The sequence below is a fragment of the Paenibacillus senegalensis JC66 genome, assembly GCF_000285515.1.
GTDB classification, from domain to species: Bacteria; Bacillota; Bacilli; order Paenibacillales; family NBRC-103111; genus Paenibacillus_L; species Paenibacillus_L senegalensis.
The window spans coordinates 116,627-139,376 of record NZ_HE610957.1 but is presented as its reverse complement, the minus strand read 5'-3'; the positions used below and the strand labels follow the sequence as shown (position 1 = coordinate 139,376).

The following is a 22,750-nucleotide window of genomic DNA, read 5'->3' as shown; positions in this document are numbered from 1 at the left end:
AGTTAACAAGCAGCCAATCCAAAAGGAGTGATCACCAGTGAACAAAACCAGCCAATGGCTGCAGCAGATCGTGTTCGTCGGTCCGGCACTAGTTTTTTTCAGTCTGATCGTGCTGATTCCTTTCGCCATGAGCATGTATTACTCCTTCACGGAATGGAACGGGGTAACAAGCCAAGTGAGATGGGTCGGGCTCGACAACTTCAGGCGCATTCTGCTGGAAGACAAGGAATTCCGGGATTCCTTCTGGTTTACGATCCGCTTCACCCTGGCGGCAGTCCTGCTCACCAACCTGGTCGGCTTCGGACTGGCCCTGCTCCTGACCCAGAAGCTGAAGGCGCGCAATCCGCTGCGGACGATCTTTTTCCTGCCGAATGTTATCGGCGGTCTGCTGCTCGGTTTTATTTGGCAGTTTATTTTCGTACGCGGATTCTCGACGATTGGAGAGCTGACACAGATCGGATTTTTTCAGCTTCCCTGGCTGGGAGACTCCCTCACCGGATTTTGGGCTCTCGTTATTGTCAGCGTCTGGCATGGGGCCGGGTATCTGATGGTTATCTACATTGCCGGGCTCAGCAATGTGCCCAAGGACTTGGTGGAAGCCGCCAGAATTGACGGGGCTACCCGCTGGCAGCTGCTGCGCGCTGTCCTTGTTCCGCTCATTATGCCGTCAGTTACCGTCTGTTTATTCCTTGCCATCTCCTGGGCGTTCAAGATGTTCGACCTTAACCTGTCGCTGACAGGCGGAGGTCCTTACGGCTCTACCCGTTCGGTGGCGCTTAACATCTACGAAGAAGCCTTCCGCAACAACCGCTACGGTCTCGGAACGGCCAAAGCCTTTCTGTTCTTTATCGCGGTATCGCTCATTACTCTGCTGCAGGTCACATACACGAAGAAGAAAGAGGTGGAGGCATAATGGATATGCAAAATCGTTATTTCCCCCGCCTGCTGCTGTTAGAGATCGTGGCTGTTCTCTTGGCGCTATTATTTTTGGTCCCGTTTTATTTTGTCATTGCCAATTCAATGAAAACATTCGGAGAAATATTAGCCAATACAGCCAGTTTGCCAAGCTCCTTCTTCGTGGACAATTACGTTCGCGTCTGGGAAATTATGAGATACCCGCGGGCGTTCCTGAACTCGTTGTCCATTACTGTGCTCAGCAATATCGGTCTTGTAATCATCAGCTCAATGGCTGCTTACCGGATGGTTCGCCGCCCCAGCAAATTTAATACCCTGTTGTTCTCGGCTTTTGTCGCTTCGATGGTCATTCCGTTCCAGTCGATTATGATTCCGCTCGTCAAAGTGGCCAATGAGGCAGGCTTGATGGAAAGCCGCTGGGGGCTGGTTATCTGTTACTTCGGCTTTGGGGTTTCGCTAAATCTGTTTTTGTATCATGGCTTTATCAAATCGGTGCCGAAGGAAATAGAGGAATCGGCAAGGGTGGACGGCTGCAATGCTTACAGCGTTTTCTGGAGAATCGTCTTCCCGCTCTTGAAGCCTATGACGGTTACCATTATCATTTTGAACAGCTTGTGGATTTGGAATGACTTTCTCCTTCCCTCGCTGATCCTGACAAGTCCGGACTTAAGAACGATCCCGCTATCTACGTACTCGTTCTTCGGCCAATACACGAAGCAGTGGGATATGGCGCTGGCTGCACTGGTGCTGGGCGTTGCGCCGCTAGTTATCTTTTTCTTTGGTCTGCAAAAGCATATCATCGAAGGCATAACGACCGGCTCCGTCAAAGGCTAGCCGTACTGTATTAATCTAGATCTGCTTTTGCCGTCTTGCTTCGACTTCTAACGCCTGCTATGGTCCTTATTTGAGCAAAATCAGGGTGATAAAAATTGTAACGCTTGCCATCGTTCTTATTGTGCTTCATCGCCGGCCCCCATAGAGGTTTTTGCAAAATACCGACATAAGTACACATACATTAAGGAGGGTACAAAAATATGAAAAAGAAGATTTGGCTCAGCTTGATGCTTTCAGCGGCAATGGCTGTCACGGCAGCCTGCGGCAGCAGCACCGACACTCCCCCTGCAGCAGGAGGAGACCAGAACGGGGATCACGCAGGCAATCAAGTCACACTGAAAATTTTCCAGTTTAAAGTTGAAATTGCCGAGCAGCTGACGCAGCTTGCCCAGGAATATGAGAAGGAAAATCCGGGGGTTAAAATCCAGATCGATACCGTTGGCGGCGGCTCCGATTATGGCGCTGCTCTGAAAGCACGGTTCAGCTCCTCTGATACACCGGATATTTTCAATAATGGCGGCAACGCCGACTTGGAGCTGTGGCTGGAGCACTTGGAGGATTTGTCCGATCAGCCCTGGGTTAAAGATTTGGCTTCGGGAGCCGGGGACGCGATGACCAAGGATGGCAAAATATATGGTCAGCCTCTGAACCTGGAGGGTTACGGGTATATTTATAACAAAGACCTGTTCGCCCAAGCCGGGATAACCGAGCTCCCCCGTACAATTAGCGAGCTGAGGGAAGTCGCCCAGAAGCTTCAGGACAATGGAATTACGCCGTTTGTTAACGGCTATGCGGAATGGTGGGTACTGGGGAATCATTTCGTCAACCTTCCATTTGCTTATCAGGAAGACCCGGATGCCTTCATTGCAAGCCTGAACGAAGGCTCTGCCCAAATTCCCGGCAACGAAAAATTCAGCCAATGGCTTGATCTGTTCGACCTTACCTTGGAATATGGCAATAACAACCCGCTGCAGACCGACTACAAATCTCAAGTGACAGAATTTGCTCTTGGCCATGCCGCTATGGTACAGCAGGGCAACTGGACGCAGCTGCAAATTTCGGAGACGAATCCGGACATCAACATCGGATTCCTGCCCATGCCGATCAGCGATGATGCGGAAGCTAACGATAAGCTTCCTGTCGGTGTTCCTAACAACTGGGTTATTAACAAGAACTCTCAGGTAAAAGAGGAAGCGAAGAAATTTTTAAATTGGATGGTGACTTCGGACACCGGTAAACGTTATATTACGGAGGAATTCAAGTTTATTCCCGCCTTTACGACGATTGAAGCGGATGAAAGCCTGCTTGGTCCATTGGCGGCAGACATCATCCGGTACACCAGTGAAGGCAAGACGCTATCCTGGAACTGGTTCAAGTTCCCGGGCGGCGAAGCATCCAGTAAAAAGTTTGGTGATGCCATGCAGAGCTACGTAGCTGGAAGAACCGACAGGGTGCAATTGCTTGAAAGCTTTCAGAGCAGCTGGGACAGCCTGAAATAAAAGGGCTGGCTTCTCTCCAAAAAAACTCCTCAGGCGACATGAGACCTGGGGAGTTTTCATGTTGAATACTCATGAAAACCGTTCTATTTGCTGAGCATTCCGTGCTATAAATTATCTTTGGTCATCTATGGTGGCATTATTGTTGTTCGCCGATAAATCAGATAGCGGGTCGTACGGAGGCCCCGTTTGAGTTCCCGCCAACAGAGCAATATCCACAAAGTTAGCAGGTGTCCCCCACGAGTTGCCTGAGAATACAAATACTGCGCGATCTACTACCCAGCCCCGTGTATTATACACTACATTATTCAATATGTTACCGGTTGTATTAGGGTTTAGATAAGCGGGCTGTCTTAGTGAGTGAAAGGTATTGCCTTCAATTAACAAATTGGCTGCATTGTTAGCTTGTGTTATTATTGCTCGGTTTACGACCCAGCCGCTTGACGGTGGTGCTTGCGGCGGCCCAAAAATAATGTTGTTTACGATTCGATGATCACTCCCGCCAATCTGGATGAATTCAACCGGATAAGGGATATTACTAGTCATCGTGAGTCCATCCACCGTAATCCCGCTTCCTGTTACTAATAAAGGCCTAACATTGGCTTGCAGCATAATTAGGCTTCCTGGGTAACCCAACAAGGTTATCCCTTGTTTGTTGAGTGTAATTTGCGAGGTTATTGGATAGGTTCCCTCTAAAATATGAAGGGTACCCGTTGGAGCAACTGCTGTGACACCCTCTTGGATAGTACCGAATGGATGTTCCTGGCTTCCATCTCCATCAACTGCACCTGATCTAACATATATGTTAAATGGGTCAACTGTTATTTGGGCCACAGCATTAATTCCTCTATTTGTCACTTGCAGAGCCGTAATATTCGTTGCCGTAACTCTTGTAATGATTATTCTGTATGTGTGGGTTCCAGGAGGAGGGGTGTCGATCCATGTAATATTCGGTGTGTAGGTATCTGAAGTTGTGGTGTTGGTCGAATAAGTTCGGGTCCGGTTAATCGATGCAGTTGTCAACGTAGCAGGACTGGTACCGAGCCTCGTCAATTGATAACTTACGTTTAAAGTATGCGTGGTCACACTGCCCGTTTGAAAGAACAATCTTAAAGTCGAATCTATTTTTATTTGTTGATCTGCTGTTGTAGTTAAAGGCGGAAGGTCCATTGTGATGCTTGCGGTAGTAAGCAAGTTGACTGTATCGTTTGCTTGATTGGTAAAGAAAGCTGATCCTCTTCCAGCTTCTCCGGGGATTCCTTGTATTCCCTGTGGACCTTGCGGTCCTGCTTCTCCTTGTGGACCTTGCGGTCCCGCTTCTCCTTGAGGGCCTTGCGGTCCTTGTGGTCCTTGTGGTCCTTGCGGGCCTGTCTCTCCTAGCTGACCTTGCGGGCCGATGTCTCCTCGAGGGCCTTGCGGTCCTGCGGCACCTGCCAGCCCGGCCGCGCCAATTACTCCTGCAAGTCCCTGCGGCCCAGCCTCTCCAATTGCTCCCGCCAGTCCTTGCAGGAGTTGCTGTCCTGTTGGCGGGGGGTATGAAATTCTCACATTTTTTTTCATGAGTCGCAGACGCCTTCTTTTTTTTCTTGCTTTAGAATGCCGCTCAATAACGATCTTTTTTCTGCATCTTTTTTTCTTTTCACATTGACCAACAACGTCACCTCCCTATGAGATAGTTCAGTGTACGTGAGCGGTTTAAGTTAGGCATGGACTAATAGGTGGTAATGGCTGGACTATAATCTAATTTTTGTAATATTGGGCGGCTTCCTTTACTCTACATACCTAAGGCTAATTACAGCAAATTCCCTTTAATCATAGTCCATTGAACCTGGAAATTATGATCGAGCAGCACCAAGTCCGCGTCAAAGCCCGGTTGGATTTTGCCTTTTCCAGCGAGCTGCAGAATAGCAGCCGGGGCAGTTGAAGCCATCGTCACAGCATCCACCAGCGATAGCCCGTTATTCACCGTATGGCGCAATGCTTCATTCATCGTTACCGTGCTGGATGCCAGGGTCCCGTCGGACAGCCGTGCGACCCCGCCCTCGACTGTAACCTGATGACCGCCGAATAAATATTTTCCATCGCCCAGACCCATCGCCTGCAAGGCATCGGTAATCAACACTATCTTCTCAGGCCCTTCAGCCGGTGCATCATCCTTAGAATTGCCGGATGCAGATGAACCTGATCCACAATTGCCTGCAGACTCACGTGATCCTCCTCGAAGGCGGCAACAACGAGTCCCGGTTCCCGGTGATGGATCGGCCGCATTCCGTTAAAACAGTGGGTCACATGACTGGCCCCAGCCGCAAAAGCAGCCTTGGCTTCCTCATAGGTGGCATCGGAGTGGGCCACGGCAATGATGACGCCCTGCTCCTTCAAATAGTCGATCAGCTCCATTCCTCCTGGCAGTTCGGGTGCGATGGTTACCATTCGAACTAGCCCTTCCGCTTCTTGGAAAATAGCCTGCATTTCGTTTAAATCGGGATGTCTCAAATATTTTTCATTTTGCATGCCTTTTCTCTTCGGATTGAGATAAGGTCCCTCCAGATGAATTCCGGCAATCCGGGCGCCCTCCTCCTGTCCCTTCACCCGCTTAACACTGCGAATCATATTTAGAAGCGAGTCTATATCGGATGAGACCGAAGTCGCCAGAAAAGAGGTGCAGCCAGTGGCCGCACAGGCGCGGGATACTTCTTGAATGCTTCTCTCTGTTCCGTCCATCATATCGTAACCATTGGCGCCATGAATGTGAACATCGATCATTCCGGGGATCAGCCAATTCCCATTTCCGTCTAATGTATCACAGTCTGCTTCACGCAGTTCCCCTCTCCACTCCTCGATTTTTACAATCTTCCCATCCTCAATTCGAACCGCCGCCGAAGGCAGAATGCTGCCGGGCAGCACCAGCTTGACATTAGTCAAAATTCGGGTTGTCATGACTTTGTCTCCTCCTCGCATGGCCTGTCTCCCTATCATGATGCGCTATTTTTCTTTAGTAATCAAGCAAGAAGGTCATACAAAAAACACCCGACACATTAACCCGGGTGTTTCATCTATTCAAAGCCAATCCTGCTAAATCCTTAAATCTTTACTCGCTGCAGCCTTAAAGCATTGAGTACAACGGATACCGAGCTGAATGCCATCGCAGCGCCTGCCACCCACGGGGCCAGCAAACCGATTGCCGCAATGGGGATGCCAGCTGAATTATAAGCGAGTGCCCAGAACAGGTTCTGCCTAATATTGGCCATAGTCTTACGACTCATATAGATAGCGTCCGCAATACTGTTCAAATCACCGCGCATAAGCGTAACATCTGCGGCTTCTATCGCAACATCGGTTCCCGTGCCAATCGCCATCCCGATATCCGCCATTGCTAATGCCGGAGCATCGTTGATGCCATCTCCAACCATCGCTACCTTCTTCCCTTCGGCTTGCAGTTTTCCGACCTCTTCTGCCTTGCCTTCAGGAAGCACTTCCGCTAATATCCGCTCGATCCCGACCTGTGCAGCAATCGCCTCAGCAGTGCGCTTATTATCCCCTGTAATCATGATGACCTCAAGTCCCAGCCGCTTCAAGCGGTCGATCGCGGTTTTTGATGTCTCTTTAACGGTATCCGCGACAGCTACCAGGCCGGAGTATTGACGGTCTACAGCAATCAGCATCGCGGTTTTCCCCTCCTGCTCAAGCTCTGCCATAGGCCCAAAGGCCTGCTCCGCATGAATATCATACTTGGCCATCAGTCGGCGTGTGCCGGCAAGAATTTCCTTGTCTTCCACAACCGCACGAATTCCATAGCCGGGAATGGCTTCAAATTCGCTCGGATCGGGAAGCTCAATCCCTTGTTTTCTAATGCCAGCTACTATGGCCTCTGCTAACGGATGCTCGGAATTTTTTTCCGCGGCACCAACAAGGCGCAGCAGCTCGGCTTCCTCAATGCCTACCGCAATGACATCGGTCAATTCAGGCTCGCCCTTGGTGATGGTGCCGGTTTTGTCCAAAATTATGGTCTCGATCTTATGGGTAGATTCCAGATGCTCGCCGCCCTTAAACAGGACGCCGCGCTCAGCGGCACGACCGGATCCGGCCATAATAGAAGTTGGCGTAGCCAAGCCGAGCGCACATGGGCAAGCAATGACCAGAACCGCTATCGACTTCTCAAGCGCGCCGCCAAAATCACCAGGGGTCACCAGGAAATACCAAACGGCAAATGCAATGACTGCAATGACGACCACAATGGGCACGAAGATGCCGGATATTCGGTCAGCTACTCGCTGAATCGGCGCTTTGGAGCCCTGCGCCTCTTCAACAACCTTAATAATTTGGGCCAGTGCCGTATCCCTGCCAACCTTCGTGGCTTTTACTATTAACCGCCCATTCTTATTCACGGTAGCCCCGATTACATGGTCGCCTGGTCGCTTTTCTATCGGAAGACTCTCACCAGTAAGCATCGATTCATCAACAGCGGACTCCCCTTCTATTACTTCACCATCCGCTGGAATCTTTTCTCCCGGCTTCACAAGCAGGAGATCTCCGGTGACCACTTCTTCAACCGGGATCGCCATTTCCTTGCCGTCCCGAACGACAAGCGCTGTTTTTGCCTGCAACCCCATCAGCTTCTTAATAGCCTCTGAGGTGCGGCCCTTTGCCTTCGCTTCGAGCCATTTCCCCAACACGACTAATGTGATCAGGACTGCGCTTGTTTCAAAATATAACTCCGGATGTCCGTGCCCTGCATGAGCTGAATTGACATACTGCAGGGAAAGAAAGATACTGTAAAAATACGCTGCCGATGTTCCCAGTGCTACAAGAACATCCATATTGGCTGATTTGTTACGGAGAGCTTTAAAGGCACCCACATAAAATGGCTTCCCGATATAAAATTGTACCGGTGTGGCCAGGACGAGTTGAAACCACGGGTTCATAAACAAATCCGGCATCCATATCCAGCTTGTAAATGAAAAATGGCTCACCATTGACCACAATAAAGGCAAGGAAAGAACGGCGGAAATAAAAAAATTCCGCCGATACCGTGCAATGTCCTTTTGCCGATGGTCCTCCATCTGGCCCTGTTCTGCCTTCGGCTCAGCCGCGTATCCCAGCTTTGCAATGCGCTGCTGCATATCGGATACCGCAATTTCGGCGGAGTTATATTCCACATGGGCTGTTTCCATGGCAAAATTAACAGTAGCCTGTATAACGCCCGGCATTTTATTGAGCGTTTTTTCGATTCGATTGGCGCAAGCAGCGCAAGTCATGCCGGTTAGCTGTAAGTCTGCCTGATCTTTTACGGTACCGTAGCCTAGCTTCCGGATTCTTTCTTCCAGCTGGGACATATCCGTCTGCTCCGGATCGTAGGTTAAGGTCGCCCGTTCCAGCGCGAAATTCACATTCGCTTCTTTTACGCCATCCATTTTGTTCAAGCCTTTTTCTATTCGATTCGCACAAGCGGCACAGGTCATGCCTGTGATCTGCATGGAAGTCTGCTTTAGAGAAGCTTGCTTTGACATCATGAACCACCTCCCTGCCTGCGCTTAAGATTTGTATAGGTACGGATTAACAAAATGTCCGGATTATTCTACCTCATATCCTTGTTCTTCAATAGCTTCCTTAATGGACGAAACGGATACCTGGTCTTCAGCAAAAGAAATATCGACAGTTTTTTTATCCAAATGCACCTTAGCGGCGACGCCCATCTGCTTCAATGCACTTTCGATGGAATTGACACAATGGCCGCAAGACATGCCGTTTACAGTTAAAGTTAGGTTTTTCATACAATCACTCCTATTCGTTTTAGTAATCACAATATTAGGATACCCCCCTATAGTATATTTGTCAATGATCAAATACCAAATGAAATTCGGAGTATCCCGCGCGATCCCTATTTTCGGTCCTCCCGTAATGAACATCTCAATGGCCGAACAACCCTTTGTCAATAAGCTGAATCAACATTTCAGCCATTTCCTTCGGGGTTTTATCCATGTTATTCGACAACCAGGATTTCACCACATGTATGCTTCCATTAATGATAAAGGTGCTTACATATTCAGAAAGGTCCTTATCCAGATGACCAATGGCCGTCCAGTTTTTCATGAAATATTGATGAGCGACAACGGTTGCTTTGCCCTGAAAGGTCGACTCTGCTTTCTCGTTAAGAAGCGTTTGGCAAATATCCCGTTTGGCAGCGAAATATTCCAACAAATTTTCAATGAGCCGCAAACCATCTACTTGATTTCCATAGTCAAACTGGTTCAAGTACCCTTTCATGTCTTCAATTGTTTCATCTTCGATTCTGCTAAGAAGATCATATTGATTGTAATAATGGGCATAAAAAGTAGATCGATTCACATCGGCCCGTTCACAAATTTCCTTCACCGTAATTGATGACATTGGCTTTTCCTTCAACAGCTGCATGAAACTGTCTTTAACCACCATCTGGGTATACTTCTTACGTCTGTCTATCGATCCTGCCACCGGACTCCCTCTTTTCCAACACAAATCAAGATAATGTTGTTCAAATTACGTTTCCTCCCAAACTGTTTGTTGATTGGCCAACACGGTGTCCATATAATGATAAAGTGTGCAGGATATTTTGGCAAGAGAGGATGAATGGTTATAGGCATAGCAGCAACAATCACCAAGCATAGAAAGATCATTGTAACTGCATTCTTAGTTCTTACCGTCATTTGTACATTTGCGCAGTTTATGGTGTCTGTGAACTATGACATGAAAGACTATTTGCCGGAAGAAGCCCAATCCACAAGAGCCATGGAGCTAATGGAGCAGGAATTTGAAGGCAGCGTGCCTACGAACCGGGTTATGATCCAAAATGTGACGCTGCAGGAAGCTCTGGCCTTCAAAGAACAGCTCGCAGCTATTGAAGGTGTTTCTGATGTAACCTGGTTGGATGACGTTGTCGATCTGAAGGCTCCGCTTGAAATGGCGGATCAGGAGACAGTCGAGACTTACTATAAAGAAAACCATGCTCTTTTTATGTTTAGTATTCAGAGCGGCGAAGAGGTAGCCATTACCGATGCCATCTATGACCTTATCGGAGAGGAAAATGCGTTGGCAGGCGAATCAGTGGATACTGCCACCCAGCAAAAGATGACCGGGAGCGAAACCATGTATGCTGCAGCTTTGCTGGTCCCGATTATCGTCATCATATTGATTTTCTCAACGACCTCATGGATGGAGCCCGTTTTCTTCTTAACAGCGATTGGGATTTCCATACTTATCAATATGGGAACGAACATTTTCCTCGGTGAAGTCTCATTTATTACACAATCGGTTGCCCCGATATTGCAATTGGCGGTCTCGCTTGATTACGCGATTTTCCTCCTGCATAGCTTCTCGGACCATCGCAAGAAAATAGCAGACCCTCATACTGCCATGCAGCATGCGATTAAGGATTCGTTTCCTACTATTGCAGCCAGTGCGTCTACCACCTTTTTTGGATTTATGGCCTTATCGTTTATGCAATTTGAAATCGGATCGGACCTAGGGATTAATCTCGTCAAAGGAATTTTATTCAGCTTCGTTAGTGTTATGGTTTTTTTGCCTGCCCTAACGCTTCTGTTCTACAAATGGATCGATAAGACACAGCATAAGCCTTTGCTGCCAAGCTTTAAAGGAATAGGCCTAGGCGTTGTGAAGTTGAAAACACCCGTTCTGATCGCTGTCCTTCTTCTAATAATTCCTGCCTTTCTCGCGCAAAGTCAGACGAATTTTATTTACGGCATTGGAGAACAGCCGGAGACGACAAGAGCAGGCGGCGATATCGTGAAAATTAAAGAGCATTTTGGGGAAAGCACCCCGATCGTGTTGATGGTACCCAAAGGAGATATCGCCAAGGAGACAGAGCTGGTGCGAGATATAGAACAGATTAACCACGTTTCGAGCGTGCTTGCTTATGTCAATACCGTCAGTCCCGCCATACCTCCGGAGTACCTGGACCCTTCCATTACAGAACAATTTTATTCTGATAATTACAGCCGGGTTATTCTGCAAACCACTACTTCCAAAGAAGGAGAACAGGCATTTCAATTAATTGAACAGGTACAGCAAACTGCAGGGCATTATTATGGCGAAGAGATCTACCTCGTTGGGGAAAGCGTAACCTTGTACGATATTAAAAATACGGTTGAGAAGGATAACAAATGGGTCAATCTGTTGACGATCGCCACTATTGCGCTCGTTATTGCCCTCGCGTTTAAGTCTCTTCTGCTTCCTATTATTCTGCTTCTTGCCATCCAAGCTGCCGTTTGGATTAATCTGTCTATCCCCTATTTCACCGAGTCTTCGATGGTGTATGTTGGATACTTGTTAATCAGCATCATACAGCTTGCAGCGACCATTGATTACGCTATCCTTTTGACTGACACCTATAAAGACTACCGCAAGGAAATGTCGGCACTTGAAGCCATCAAGCGAACCTTGGACGAGAAGATTTTCGCGATTTTGATCTCGGCTTCGATTTTATCCAGTGTCGGATTTATTTTATGGATTACCTCATCCAACCCTATTGTATCTTCAGTCGGCTTGCTCCTTGGTCGCGGCGCACTGCTGGCATTAATTATGGTTGTTGTTTTCCTGCCCGCCCTTCTTATAGTATTGGATAAATGGATTCGAAAAACTACCTGGAAAGCCAATTTTTTTAAGGAGAATTAATATATGAGGATGATGAGAACCGTTTCACTTGTCTTGTTGACCTTGTTTTTGCTTCTGCCTTCATGGCTAGTTGTAGCCGAGCCAAATAGCAGCAGCGGAACCGGAACGTCTGAAGCCATCCCTGCAGACAGCGGGGAAATCTCGTCGAAAGACGAAGTGGTCTATGCCAGGTTAAGTGCAGCAGGCGAGAAGAAAGAAATGTATGTAGTGAACATCCTGGATATAGTCAAAGCTGGAACCATCACCGATCACGGCCTCTATTCTAATCTGAAGAACTTGACTGACCTATCCTCTATAGTGCAGCAAAGTGATAACACTGTAGTATTCACAGCTTCGGAGGGGAAATTTTATTATCAGGGAACTTTGGAGGAGCAATCCCTGCCTTGGGATATCTCCATTTCCTACTGGCTGAATGACAAAGAAGTCACCTCCGAAGAGCTGGCCGGTAAGAGCGGCCAGGTGCAGATTCGAATAGCGACTTCCGCTAATGAGACTGTGGATCCGGTCTTCTTCGAGAACTACCTGCTGCAAATTTCTCTTTCTCTAGATCAGGACAAATTTACAAATATTCAGGTATCTGACGGAATGATTGCCAATGCGGGAAAAAATCAACAAATTACGTTTACCGTACTGCCGGAACAGGAGAAGGAACTCATTGTTGAAGCGGAAGCTGCCGAGTTTGAGCTGGAAGGTATTGATATTGCCGGGATCCCTTCAACAATGCCGATCGATGCACCGGATATCGATGATATGGTTGAAGATATGGATACCCTTACGAATGCAATCGCAGAGATCCATGGCGGTCTCGGGGATTTATTGGATGGAATCAATCAGTTGAACAGCGGAGCCAGGGAGCTTCGCAATGGTTCAAAACAGTATGAAGACGGAATCGCCGCCCTTCATACGTCCTCTGCTGAACTGCTTAGCGGTTCCGCCAGTATTAGAGATGCGCTTACCAGGCTGAATCAATCTCTAAGCGGGGGATTAGACGAGGTCAATCCCGGTGATTTGCAGCAGCTTGAAGATGGCCTCAGACAAATAGCATACGGTTTACAAGAGATTCCTAAGGGAATAGGGACACTGGATGGACAGTATGGTTCAGCATACACTACGTTAAATAACGCCATTCATAACATTCCAGAGCATAATATCTCGGAAGCCCAAATTCAACAGTTGTACAGCAGCGGTGCAGATCGCTCCACTATCGATCAATTGCTTGAAACGTACTCGGCTGCCCGCGAAGCAAAAAGCACATACACAGCTGTAAAACCAGGGTTGGAGGCTGTTTCAGGAACGTTAGCGCAAATAAGTGCATCTCTTACGGATATGGCAGATCAACTAATCTTCATGGCTGATGGAATTTCGTCTTCACAGGCAGACATGGATGCTGCCGGGTCTTTGGCAGAATTGCAGCAAGGCATCTCTGCTATATCCCTTCACTATCAGCAGTTTCAAGCCGGATTGGAGCAATATACTGCGGGAGTGGCTCAGCTGGATGATTCTTATCACCAATTGCATCAAGGAATTGAAGAGCTGACAACCGGAACGGGGCAATTGAGGGAAGGTGCCGCGCAGCTGCATGACGGAACTGGCGAGCTTTCCTCATCTACTCGTAATTTGCCTGATCAAATGCGAGCGGAAGCCAGCCAGATGATCGCGGATTACGATAAATCGGATTTTGAAGCCGTCTCCTTCGTTTCCCCGCACAACGCAAACATTAATTCGGTTCAATTTGTTCTCAGAACTGAAAGCATTAAACAAGAAGTGCCCGAAGCGGCGGATAGCCCGATAGAGCAGAAGGAAGGCTTCTGGGCCAGGTTTGTGAATTTGTTTCGGTTTAACGAATAAGTATCAAGGAAGGATGAAAAGCCATGCCGATTTTACGATATCGTCATGGCTTTTTTGAAGTTATTGAAAGAAGCAATTTGTTGCCTTAAAAAAGCGTGCTCTCGCTCCTTAATTTAAAAGGGCTCGCTTCATGATTTTTATTTGACCGGTATCTGCACCGTTTCACCCGTATTCTTTAGGATAAGCTGCAAAGATTGAAGATTTTCCGGGAGGGCATCGTATTCCATTGAAAAAGCTCCGGTGTCGGAGTTCCAAGAGTTTCCAAATATAGATACCGATTCTCCATTGGCGATCACATCTATTCCGTTCAGTACGGTTTGCTTCAGTTGATCATTCCCCACATCAAGAGTGCCTTTAATTAATGTTATCGTCGGCGTTGCGGTAATCGTGCCGATGTTTATCGTTTGACCATTAACGGTAACATTTATGGATTGTTTAAGCTTGGTAGGCAATGCTTCATCCGGTTGGTAAGGGAATGTAACTTGTCCCTCCAGTCGTTGATCGCTTTCCGGCAGCGTATATCTATATGATAGTGTTAATTCCTTGGCTTGCGGGCTGACAGGGTCGAATGCCACGTATCCTTTAGTCTCTGTAACCCCTCCGGTCGGCCCAGCTGTTGCTCCACGTAGTATATATTGGGAATCCGTTTGAAAACCACTAATCCCAGTTGGATCAAAACCATCGTAGCTCCGAAGCCCGTTCGGATTGCTCAAGGTATAGTACAAGATAAACTGATTTTCGTCTGACATTATGCCGTCGATGGTAAGTAGAGTGCCGTCCTCAAGTTGGAACCGCTCATTAAGAGCCTGTCCCATCCCCTTCTTGTCCAATTCGCTAAGGGTGTTGTATACGGCTTTGTCAAAGCCGAGCAGCATCTTGCTGTAATAGGCTAACACATGGTACTGGTTGCCTGCGATCAGCATAACCGCAAGGACAGCTGCCGCGATTGTCCAACTTCTTTTCATTTTCCACTTCGCTTTTCTTCTAGGGGCTGCGGTGTCTAACGCCTTTCTTAATCTTGCTTCCAACTCTTCAGGCGCCGAAGATTCACTTAACCGTACTTTCTCTTCCAACAATCGATCCTCAATATTGTTCAATTTGTATTCCTCCCGTATAACGCTCTCAGCTTCTGAAGCCCTTGATAAATTCTCGATTTGACCGTTCCCGTTGGAACTTTGGTCATTGCAGCAATCGAATCATAATCCAGATCATGGTAATATTTGAGTTGAATGGCTTCTCGTTGGTCAGCGTTCAGAAGGTTCAGTAACGCTTGCAGATCCATTTGCTCTTCCACTTGGCGGTAATCTGATATGCCGGTAGAACTGATATCCCCCTTATTCACATATGGCGGATCTCCTAATGGGATTATCTTGTTGTTTTTTTCAACGAGCGTTTGCATTGATTGACCAAAATGGTCTTGCTCCAGGTGTAAAAGGATTCTTCCTTTTTCAAATGGCCGATCCGCTCATAAAGCCTCACGATCATCTCCTCCAGGACATCCATGGCATCCGCTTCATTCCTCATGTAGGAATAAGCAAGCCGATAATATGCTTCTTTTTGTGCTAATATCAATTGAAGTAAAGCTTCTTTGTCCCCCTTTTTGGCTTTCTTCACTGCATTAACTACATTCATGTCTTCACCTCTATTACTAAGAGCCTCTAGAAGCTCAAAAAGTTCATTCTATTGCAAAATAAAAAAACCGCGATGCTCGCGGTTTCACTCAAGGTTGGGGGTTCATAAAAAATGACTCCGAACATATTGCATGATTTTTTTCCGCAATATTATCCTATGCCTCGCCTTCGCACGACACTAGTGTCCGTATTCTCGTGCTGAGTTGGCAGATTCCCTATTCCTTCATAGTTTATCAGCAGTGCGTCTAGGATTCCACAAGTAAGTCTTGGTCTTGTTTCTGTGGTATAAGCTACAAACAAACTCCCCTCCCGCAACCAGACTATTCTTAATCTGTCTACGCAGAGGGGAGCCTATCATGTTTTCAGAAGTTTTTATTTTAGCAGGTCAATTAAAAATACTATCCGGGACGTAATAAATCTTTTGGGTATCCCTTTTATTTACCGGATCAGGCACAATGGTAAAATAAACATTGCTATTCTTCGTTTGCACGCCCTCAATCTCGTAATTTCCTACATTCGTTATCCTGACAAGCGATTTATAGGCCCCTGTGTTAGATATCATAGCTATCTGAGGGATATCGCCATGCGCCCCGCCAGACGTAAAAATTCTTGTACTGCCAAGCATATCTACTCCCTGGAAAGAACCATTAGGTCTGATGATCCCGCTACCCGTTTGCGTAAAGCTGCTGATGTTCGCGTTCTTCGCTCCTGCGCTGTCCAGTCTCACCTGCACATTATTGTCCAGCAACTGATTTAATTTGACGGTATCATAAATCGACCAGGTTACGCTTCCTTCTTTAGTTTGCACCCGAAAAACAGTATAGTTGCTATTTCCCCCGCCATCCACACGATAGGTCGTGCCTAAGCGGGAACCGGATTTGTTGGCGTAATTCATATAGGTGAACCGGCGGAGATCCGTGTAATTGACCGTCGTATTAGGCGAGTATTGAAGTCTAGCTACCTGAAGAGACCAGTAGTATGTGGTTGAGGGATCCGATTTCGAGCTGACATAAAAGTAGTTAACCCCGTTATAAGTATACATATCCAGGGTTTGGCAGTGACCTGAATTAGTGATCGTCATATGATCAACATAATTAGCATTATTGCCGCTGATCCGTAATCTTGAAAGATGACAGTTTCCACCTTGTCTCTGAGTTACATAGATATACGTGCTGGCAATATAGGCTTTCTGTACAACCACATTGAACGGAAGCCCTTTGAGGTTATAAGCAAGCGTTGCCGATGCGTTAACCGTTTTTTCGGGAGTTGCTGCAAAAACTGGCAGGACGGTCATTCCAGAGAGAATTATCGCAAGAACAAAAGCGGTGAGCAATCTTTTTCGTCTTTCTATAAAACCCGACACTTGAACTCGAATCATGCACTTACCTCCACCAATAGGATAATAACGTGAATCTGCATGGGTTTAAGAAAAATTTGCTGCGCTGTGTTATTTGAACACTATTGTTGACCTGCCTTTTCCCCCCTTTTTGTCATTTTGGAATCACTCGGAAAATTACGTTATAAACAATATCTACCCCTCACCGAACGATTAACAATGTATAATATTAATGAGATGAATAAAGTAGAACGATTTCAATTGTTGATTTGTAATAATATTTCATGCCGAAGTGGCAGCTATAGGCGTTTTTGAGAGGAGAATAGGGATGAATGCCTGCGAAGAGGTATTATCGAATTGGCTGGACACAATGAAATGGACGATTCATGACGTGGATACGCCATCCGCAAACGTTAAACAGGTAACAATTGAGGATGGGACAAGGTATTTCTTAAAGAGTAAAAAGTCATTGGAAGAAGTAAAACGGGAATTATATCTGGAGCCGGTGCTTAAGCAGTACAATGTTCCTGTAGCTGCACCTATCATCAGCAAAAAACAGTTATTCTATGCTATTCATGGAGATACTATCTACTGCCTGTATGAAGCACTGTCCGGCAATACGGCATCAGAAACTTTTCGTACTTTAGAGCAGCCTTACGCCTTTGGCGAAGCGATTTCCCGATTACATACCGGCTTGGCCAATGCGGATCCCCTCCAAGCCTTTGTCAAGGATATGGAATTATTCAAGCAGTTGAAAGAGTGGGCCATTCCGGAAAGCTTACAGCTCGATGAACGGGTCATGCCTATCGATAACTATATGCGCAATCATTTTTTTCCGATTCTTAACGAGCTTCCTCGGCAAATCATTCATCGGGACGCTCATCCCGCCAATTTCTTATTTGATGGTGATCGTTTATCCGGTTTTTTGGATTTTGATCTTGCCACCTTAGGGCCTCGCATTTTTGACCCGCTATATTGTTCAACGGCTATCTTGATGAATCATTTTCATCATTGGAAAGAGAGCATGGTCTGGTTCGACTTATTGCGCGAGATTGTTAAGGGATATGAGGACAATATTAGGTTAACGCTCTTAGAGAAGAAAGCCCTCTTCCCTATGCTGCTGGCCATCCAGCTTATTTTTGCGGCTTATTTCAAGAAAAATGATGCCGGCATTTCCAGATTAAATCTGGAGGGGGCGCTCTGGCTGTGGGACCATCAGGAAACGATAATGAGCATCATTTAACCCGTTTTTTTAAGCTTACAGAATTATAATTTTCCGGGGTCCGCAACTGATTAAACTTCGAGCACAAATGGAATTGTTTCTATCATATAAAAGCCAGGCTGAACGCTAGCAGCGGTCACCTGGCTCTTCTATTTATGTCCAGAAAGTCGGTGAAAACTGGCTTCTGGCGCCCCGTTTTATTGCTGCGCAGCTGTCAGATTGTTCTTGGAATCCAGCCCTCCAGCAGCGCTCCTCCCTCTGGATGGCTGGTTGCGGTCAACTCCCCTCCGTGCCGTCTTACAATTCTTTGTGAAATAGTTAATCCTAAACCGCTCCCCCCCGTTGAACGATTTCTGGAGCTTTCCCCTCGATATAGCGGCTCAAAGACCCGTTGTAATTCTTCCGCTGAAAAACCCGGTCCGGTATCGCGAATGTTAAACTTTACCTTATGGTTATCCGCACAGCATTCTACGACAATGTCGCCATCATTAGGGGTATACCTTACGGCATTATCCAAAAGATTGTTCATCGCTCTCTCCAGAAGAAGCGAGTTACCGGCAAGGATGCAATCGTTTGTAAAATGGTGCGAAATTGAGATGTTTTTTTGCTTAGCCAACGGACGCAAGCTGTCTATAGACTGCTTAAGGATGCGGTTCAGATCAACCTTCGTCAAGGCTAGTTCCGCTTCCAAATACTCTACCTTGGTAAATGTGAACAGCTCCTCGACAAGCCGGTCTAACTGGGTAGATTTTTCCTTACATACCGCTATATACTTGGCCATTTTCTCCGGGGATTGAGCGATTCCCTGCTCCAGGCCTTCCAAATATCCTCGTAAGGCAAACAATGGTGTGCGTAAATCATGAGCTAAAGCAGCTATCACGAAGCGGCGTTCTTCTTCCAAGGCTGCTTGTTTCTGATGGGATTGCTGCAGCCCTTGTACCATCACCTCAAAACCGTCCCGTACATCGGCAACTTCAGAAATTCTGGACACAGGTAAGCGCACCTCCCAATTTCCGGAAGCAAGTTGTCTTGCTGCATCACCCATCTTTTCGAGAGGTTTAAGAAGATAGCTTCTCATCACCACCCCTACAACAAATAAAGCAAATAGAAATCCGGCAAACGCGGAAACCATCTGAACGGTATGAGTTCTAGGCAAATAAAGAACGACCCTGCCCAGCACTTCACCATCCTCAAGGATAGAAAACCGTTCAATGGATGACGAAGAGCCGCGGCGCTCCGGATTGGAGCGATAAATGTGCTCGTCTGTTCCAGATAGAATAGCTGCATCCATATTCGCTTCCTGTAATCGGGTATACAGCTGCTTTTGCCATTCTGGCTCCGTCCAATGGGTTGTATTAGTTTCGATCAGATGAATGATCTCGGCCTTGTTTGTTTGCAAAACCTCATTTTGCTGCCGATGATTAATGATGTTAAAGGTTTTCGTTTCCATATAGTGGGTGGTGACAAAAAAAATCCACGGCATAGACAGAATGAAAATAAAACAAACGAGAGTAAAAGTACGAATGCGAAACGTTCTCATGTTATCCTCCCTCGAAACGGTACCCTACTCCCCATACGTTGATCAGATGCTGTGGATGGTTCGGATCAGCTTCGATTTTCTCGCGAAGCCGGCTGAGATGAACTCTAATCGTATGCTTATCCCCTATTCCATCCCAAAATTTAGCAAGTAATTGATCATAGGTAAAAACCTGCTTGGGGTGTTCGAGAAATAATTGCAGCAGCTCATATTCCCTTGGAGTAAGCATTACATGTTCCCCTTCCACCAGGACTTCTCTCGAAGAAAGAATCAACCGGATCCGTCCATATTCCAATATTTTATCGGTCTTTTGCTGCTGGGAAGCGGTTCGCCGCAGGACTGCTTTCACTCTGGCTACAATCTCCCCTGGTGATGCGGTTTTGACGATATAATCATCCCCGCCAAGAGTCAGTCCGCGGATCTTGTCCACATCATCACTGCGGGCGCTTAAGAACAGAATAGGGACATCGCTCTTTGTGCGAATTCGCCGGCATAGCTCAAAGCCATTTTGCCCCGGCATCATAATATCGAGAACTATGCAATGAATGGAATTGTGCTGGAATGCTGTCCATGCCTGGTCGGCATCAGAAGCAGTAATCACCCGGAAATGGTCATTTTCCAAAAAGTCTCTCAAGAGTTCTACGATGCTTAAGTCATCATCGACGACGAGTATCGTATGTAAGGCGTGCATCGCAATCCCCCCATGTTTTACAACGCAGATTAGAGTTGGGCTCTTATCGAGCAATTTATACAGCTAGTACCGAGCACTGGGAAGTGAGCATCGAATATCTGGAGCTTCTGCTCCCAGTGGTCGTTTGCGCTGTTCCGATTTCTAACGCTCGCAGCGGTCCTTATTTGAGCAAAATTAGGACTTAAAAATTGTAATGCTTGTTATCGTCCTTATTTTGCTTCAGATCGCGGTTTTCGGCCCTTTTGTCACACATAAGAGCGAGGGCGAGCGTTAGCGCTCGAAACTCCGTTCGCTACCTCCCAGGATGCCTTGCAAGTCATCAATTCTTTTTCTATAGTTTATCATTTTTGCGGTAAGAACAAACAAACTCTATCGTTTTATGATGGAATGTTTATAGTTTTGTGACTCTTTTTCAGCTTTATTTGAGATATTCCTTCGCTATAATTTGTTGGTGAGAAGGGGTGGCAAAGGCAAATACTACAGTTGCTGCCATTAATTTAAGGAGGAGTTTTATGGACTTGGAAACCAGCAACTTTTCGTTTTTTCCATTTGGTGCTTTGTTTTGTCTTACACTTTTTTGCCTGGTGGCCGTACGCATTTATACAATCCGTCATCGAGAGCGGACTAGCGCACACAATGACAGCGGGTTTACTTCAATTCTGAAGAGCCGGGTGGCCAAAGGAGAAATTGACGAGAGAGAGTATCACCGGCTGAAGGAATTTCTAAGCAAATAAGAAAGGTGGCTTTGACTATGCGTACGGTTCAAATCGTGTTATTTGATGGTTTTGATCTTCTGGATGCCATTGCTCCATACGAGGTTTTTTGCGCCGCTGCTTTGTATACAGACAATATGCTAACCGTAGAATTCGTCACGGCCGAAGGCCCAAGATCCGTAACTAGCGGGATCAACGGGGTGAAGCTGGAGGCAACTGGCAGACTGAACCCGGGAGCGTCGGCTATCATCCTCGTGCCTGGCGCCTCCGGTAACGTACATGGAGATGGGCCCGATTCAGTCCCTTCTATTCTGAGCCAGGCTATGAAGACGGAATTAACAGGGCTGATTAAACAAGCGCTGGGGCAAAAAAGCACCGTTATCGCTACGGTATGCGGCGGCTCTCTCGTACTCGCTCTTGGAGGATTGCTGGAAGGCAGACCAGCGGTAACGAATCGCTTGGGAATGAGCTTGCTGGAGTCGACTGGGGCAATTCCCGTGCAAGCGCGTATCGTGGATGATGGTAACCTCGTAACCAGCGGAGGTGTAACGTCAGGACTTGACATAGCTCTGTATCTCGTAGAACGCGAGCTTGGGCCTCGTATCGCTCATGCGGTAGAACTATTATTTGAATTTGAACGAAGAGGAACCGTTTGGCGGGACATAGGTTTGCCCCCCGATGTTTTTCCGGCAGTAAAAGAGAATGATAAACCGAGGAACGAAACAGACTCAACGGCGGAGTATGAGGAAACAGAGAAAAGCCAGACCACTCAGGCGTCTGTGTTCGATGGGGTTTGGGATACAACCATCGCTACACCTGTTGGAAAACTGGAAGTAAAGCTTTCGATAACAGCTAGCAACGGTGTCGTTCAAGGTACGGCAGCACAAGGAAATGAAATATCCGAGTTCATAAATCCGGTGTTAATGGACAATAAATTGACTTGGTCACTCCGCATAACTAAACCTATGCGTATAAATTTGAAATTCGAAGTCGAAGTAGATGGAGAGCGGATGACTGGAAGCGCTAGAGCCGGTATTCTGCCGGCCTCCCAGTTAACAGGCATTCGGAGCCCTCACTCTCGGTCCGCCCATCCTTAAGCGCGATTATAGGGTCAGCTTTGAACAGGCCTGCTCTGTTTCCTGGCCAAAAATAGCGCCGTGAGCAATCAGTATAGAACACAACGAAGGGTTGGGTCCTGCGTGGTCAAACAAAAAACATTGTACAAGCTTTTAGCCAGCGTCAGCATTCTCTTCATTCTTTATGCCTTGATTAAAAATTATATAGTTGATCCCGAAGCGGCTGGTTTTTTAAATAATAAAACCGGACTGAAGCGCGAGCTCAATCTTCCGGTCTGGTTGAACGTAATGTACATTCATGTGGCATTCGCCTGTATATCCATGGCTGCAGGTCTGGCCAATTTTTCCACACGCCTCATGGAGAAGAGCCGTATCCTGCATCGCTGGAACGGTTATATTTATTTAATCTCCGTGCTCATCGTTGTGCTTACCTCAGGATATATGGCCCCTTACGCCACCGGCGGAAAAATAAGCAGTATGGGGTTCAATGCTCTTAATATGATCTGGCCTTTCATAACGATTGTGGCACTGGTTCAAATTAAAAAGAAGCGGATCAGCAAGCATCGAAACTGGATGATCCGAAGCTATGCGTTTTGCTTTACGAACCTGCTGATCCATCTTATCACCGCTCTATTTCATTATGGTTTTGGTTTCGTTTATGCTACAAGCTATACAATCGGCGTTTACGGCTCACTTGTTCTGCTGCTAATCATCCCTACCATCATTATTAGAGCGTTCCTTGATCAATCCGGAAAGAAAGCCGCGGTAAGCTCATAAACGGCGG

The 22,750-nt window shown here is 46.9% G+C and carries 17 protein-coding genes and 2 pseudogenes; 9 read left to right on the top strand and 10 right to left on the bottom strand.

The genetic code is table 11. The annotated features are described in order from the left end of the window. Positions 1 to 37 precede the first annotated feature (37 nt). The 3 genes from PSHG_RS01035 (at position 38) to PSHG_RS01020 (ending at position 3,248) form a co-directional block, all read left to right on the top strand. Positions 38 to 913 (top strand): carbohydrate ABC transporter permease, encoded by an 876-nt coding sequence (locus tag PSHG_RS01035; RefSeq protein WP_010268170.1) that lies wholly within the window; start codon positions 38 to 40, stop codon positions 911 to 913. Further along, positions 913 to 1,749, top strand: a complete 837-nt coding sequence (locus PSHG_RS01030) for a carbohydrate ABC transporter permease (RefSeq protein WP_010268167.1) — start codon at positions 913 to 915, stop codon at positions 1,747 to 1,749. Before PSHG_RS01035 ends, PSHG_RS01030 begins: the two co-directional genes overlap by 1 nt. 200 nt (positions 1,750 to 1,949) lie before the next feature. Then, a complete protein-coding gene (locus tag PSHG_RS01020; RefSeq protein WP_010268165.1) occupies positions 1,950 to 3,248 on the top strand; it encodes an ABC transporter substrate-binding protein in 1,299 nt (432 codons plus the stop codon). 111 nt (positions 3,249 to 3,359) lie between these two features. On the opposite strand, the gene PSHG_RS31355 is transcribed toward PSHG_RS01020, so the two are convergent. The 5 genes and pseudogenes from PSHG_RS31355 to PSHG_RS00990 form a co-directional block, all read right to left on the bottom strand. Further along, a complete protein-coding gene (locus tag PSHG_RS31355) occupies positions 3,360 to 4,805 on the bottom strand; it encodes a collagen-like domain-containing protein (RefSeq protein WP_010268162.1) in 1,446 nt (481 codons plus the stop codon). 232 nt (positions 4,806 to 5,037) lie between these two features. Next, positions 5,038 to 6,182, bottom strand: a pseudogene (nagA, locus tag PSHG_RS26245) (N-acetylglucosamine-6-phosphate deacetylase). 143 nt (positions 6,183 to 6,325) lie between these two features. Further along, complete coding sequence (locus tag PSHG_RS01000) at positions 6,326 to 8,752, bottom strand: heavy metal translocating P-type ATPase (RefSeq protein WP_010268159.1); 2,427 nt, start codon at positions 8,750 to 8,752, stop codon at positions 6,326 to 6,328. A 63-nt stretch (positions 8,753 to 8,815) separates the two neighbouring features. Then, positions 8,816 to 9,016, bottom strand: a complete 201-nt coding sequence (locus tag PSHG_RS00995; protein WP_010268158.1) for a copper ion binding protein — start codon at positions 9,014 to 9,016, stop codon at positions 8,816 to 8,818. 136 nt (positions 9,017 to 9,152) lie between these two features. Then, the gene (locus PSHG_RS00990; RefSeq protein WP_026021114.1) at positions 9,153 to 9,716 is read right to left on the bottom strand and encodes a TetR/AcrR family transcriptional regulator; all 564 of its coding nucleotides are present in this window, start codon (positions 9,714 to 9,716) and stop codon (positions 9,153 to 9,155) included. Between the two features lie 135 nt (positions 9,717 to 9,851). On the opposite strand from PSHG_RS00990, the gene PSHG_RS00985 reads away from it, so the two are divergent. Both PSHG_RS00985 and PSHG_RS00980 read left to right on the top strand, forming a co-directional pair. Beyond that, positions 9,852 to 11,912 (top strand): efflux RND transporter permease subunit, encoded by a 2,061-nt coding sequence (locus PSHG_RS00985; RefSeq protein ID WP_010268150.1) that lies wholly within the window; start codon positions 9,852 to 9,854, stop codon positions 11,910 to 11,912. 3 nt (positions 11,913 to 11,915) lie between these two features. Next, positions 11,916 to 13,760 (top strand): coiled-coil domain-containing protein, encoded by a 1,845-nt coding sequence (locus PSHG_RS00980; protein ID WP_010268148.1) that lies wholly within the window; start codon positions 11,916 to 11,918, stop codon positions 13,758 to 13,760. 137 nt (positions 13,761 to 13,897) lie between these two features. On the opposite strand, the gene PSHG_RS26240 is transcribed toward PSHG_RS00980, so the two are convergent. From PSHG_RS26240 to PSHG_RS00965, 3 genes and pseudogenes are all read right to left on the bottom strand, one after another. Further along, on the bottom strand, positions 13,898 to 14,857 hold the full coding sequence (locus PSHG_RS26240; RefSeq protein ID WP_010268144.1) for a DUF4179 domain-containing protein: 960 nt from the start codon (positions 14,855 to 14,857) through the stop codon (positions 13,898 to 13,900). After that, positions 14,854 to 15,392 (bottom strand): annotated as a pseudogene (locus PSHG_RS31925) (sigma-70 family RNA polymerase sigma factor). Before PSHG_RS31925 ends, PSHG_RS26240 begins: the two are co-directional and overlap by 4 nt. A 384-nt stretch (positions 15,393 to 15,776) precedes the next feature. Continuing rightward, on the bottom strand, positions 15,777 to 16,769 hold the full coding sequence (locus PSHG_RS00965; RefSeq protein WP_010268140.1) for a helveticin J family class III bacteriocin: 993 nt from the start codon (positions 16,767 to 16,769) through the stop codon (positions 15,777 to 15,779). A 286-nt stretch (positions 16,770 to 17,055) separates the two neighbouring features. Here PSHG_RS00965 and PSHG_RS00960 point away from each other — a divergent pair, with 286 nt between their 5' ends. Beyond that, the gene (locus PSHG_RS00960; RefSeq protein WP_010268135.1) at positions 17,056 to 17,970 is read left to right on the top strand and encodes a phosphotransferase enzyme family protein; all 915 of its coding nucleotides are present in this window, start codon (positions 17,056 to 17,058) and stop codon (positions 17,968 to 17,970) included. 193 nt (positions 17,971 to 18,163) lie between these two features. Here PSHG_RS00960 and PSHG_RS00955 read toward each other — a convergent pair whose 3' ends face one another. Together PSHG_RS00955 and PSHG_RS00950 are read right to left on the bottom strand one after the other, a co-directional pair. Then, complete coding sequence (locus PSHG_RS00955; protein WP_010268131.1) at positions 18,164 to 19,489, bottom strand: sensor histidine kinase; 1,326 nt, start codon at positions 19,487 to 19,489, stop codon at positions 18,164 to 18,166. A gap of 1 nt (position 19,490) precedes the next feature. Beyond that, positions 19,491 to 20,177, bottom strand: coding sequence for a response regulator transcription factor (locus PSHG_RS00950; protein WP_010268127.1), 687 nt, complete (start codon positions 20,175 to 20,177; stop codon positions 19,491 to 19,493). A gap of 512 nt (positions 20,178 to 20,689) precedes the next feature. Between PSHG_RS00950 and PSHG_RS00945 the strand changes: the two genes are divergently transcribed. From PSHG_RS00945 to PSHG_RS00935, 3 genes are all read left to right on the top strand, one after another. After that, a complete protein-coding gene (locus PSHG_RS00945; protein ID WP_010268126.1) occupies positions 20,690 to 20,911 on the top strand; it encodes an SHOCT domain-containing protein in 222 nt (73 codons plus the stop codon). 17 nt (positions 20,912 to 20,928) lie between these two features. Continuing rightward, a complete protein-coding gene (locus PSHG_RS00940; protein ID WP_010268122.1) occupies positions 20,929 to 21,987 on the top strand; it encodes a DJ-1/PfpI family protein in 1,059 nt (352 codons plus the stop codon). A 102-nt stretch (positions 21,988 to 22,089) separates the two neighbouring features. Beyond that, positions 22,090 to 22,743 (top strand): DUF2306 domain-containing protein, encoded by a 654-nt coding sequence (locus PSHG_RS00935; protein ID WP_010268119.1) that lies wholly within the window; start codon positions 22,090 to 22,092, stop codon positions 22,741 to 22,743. The last annotated feature ends 7 nt before the right edge of the window (positions 22,744 to 22,750 follow it).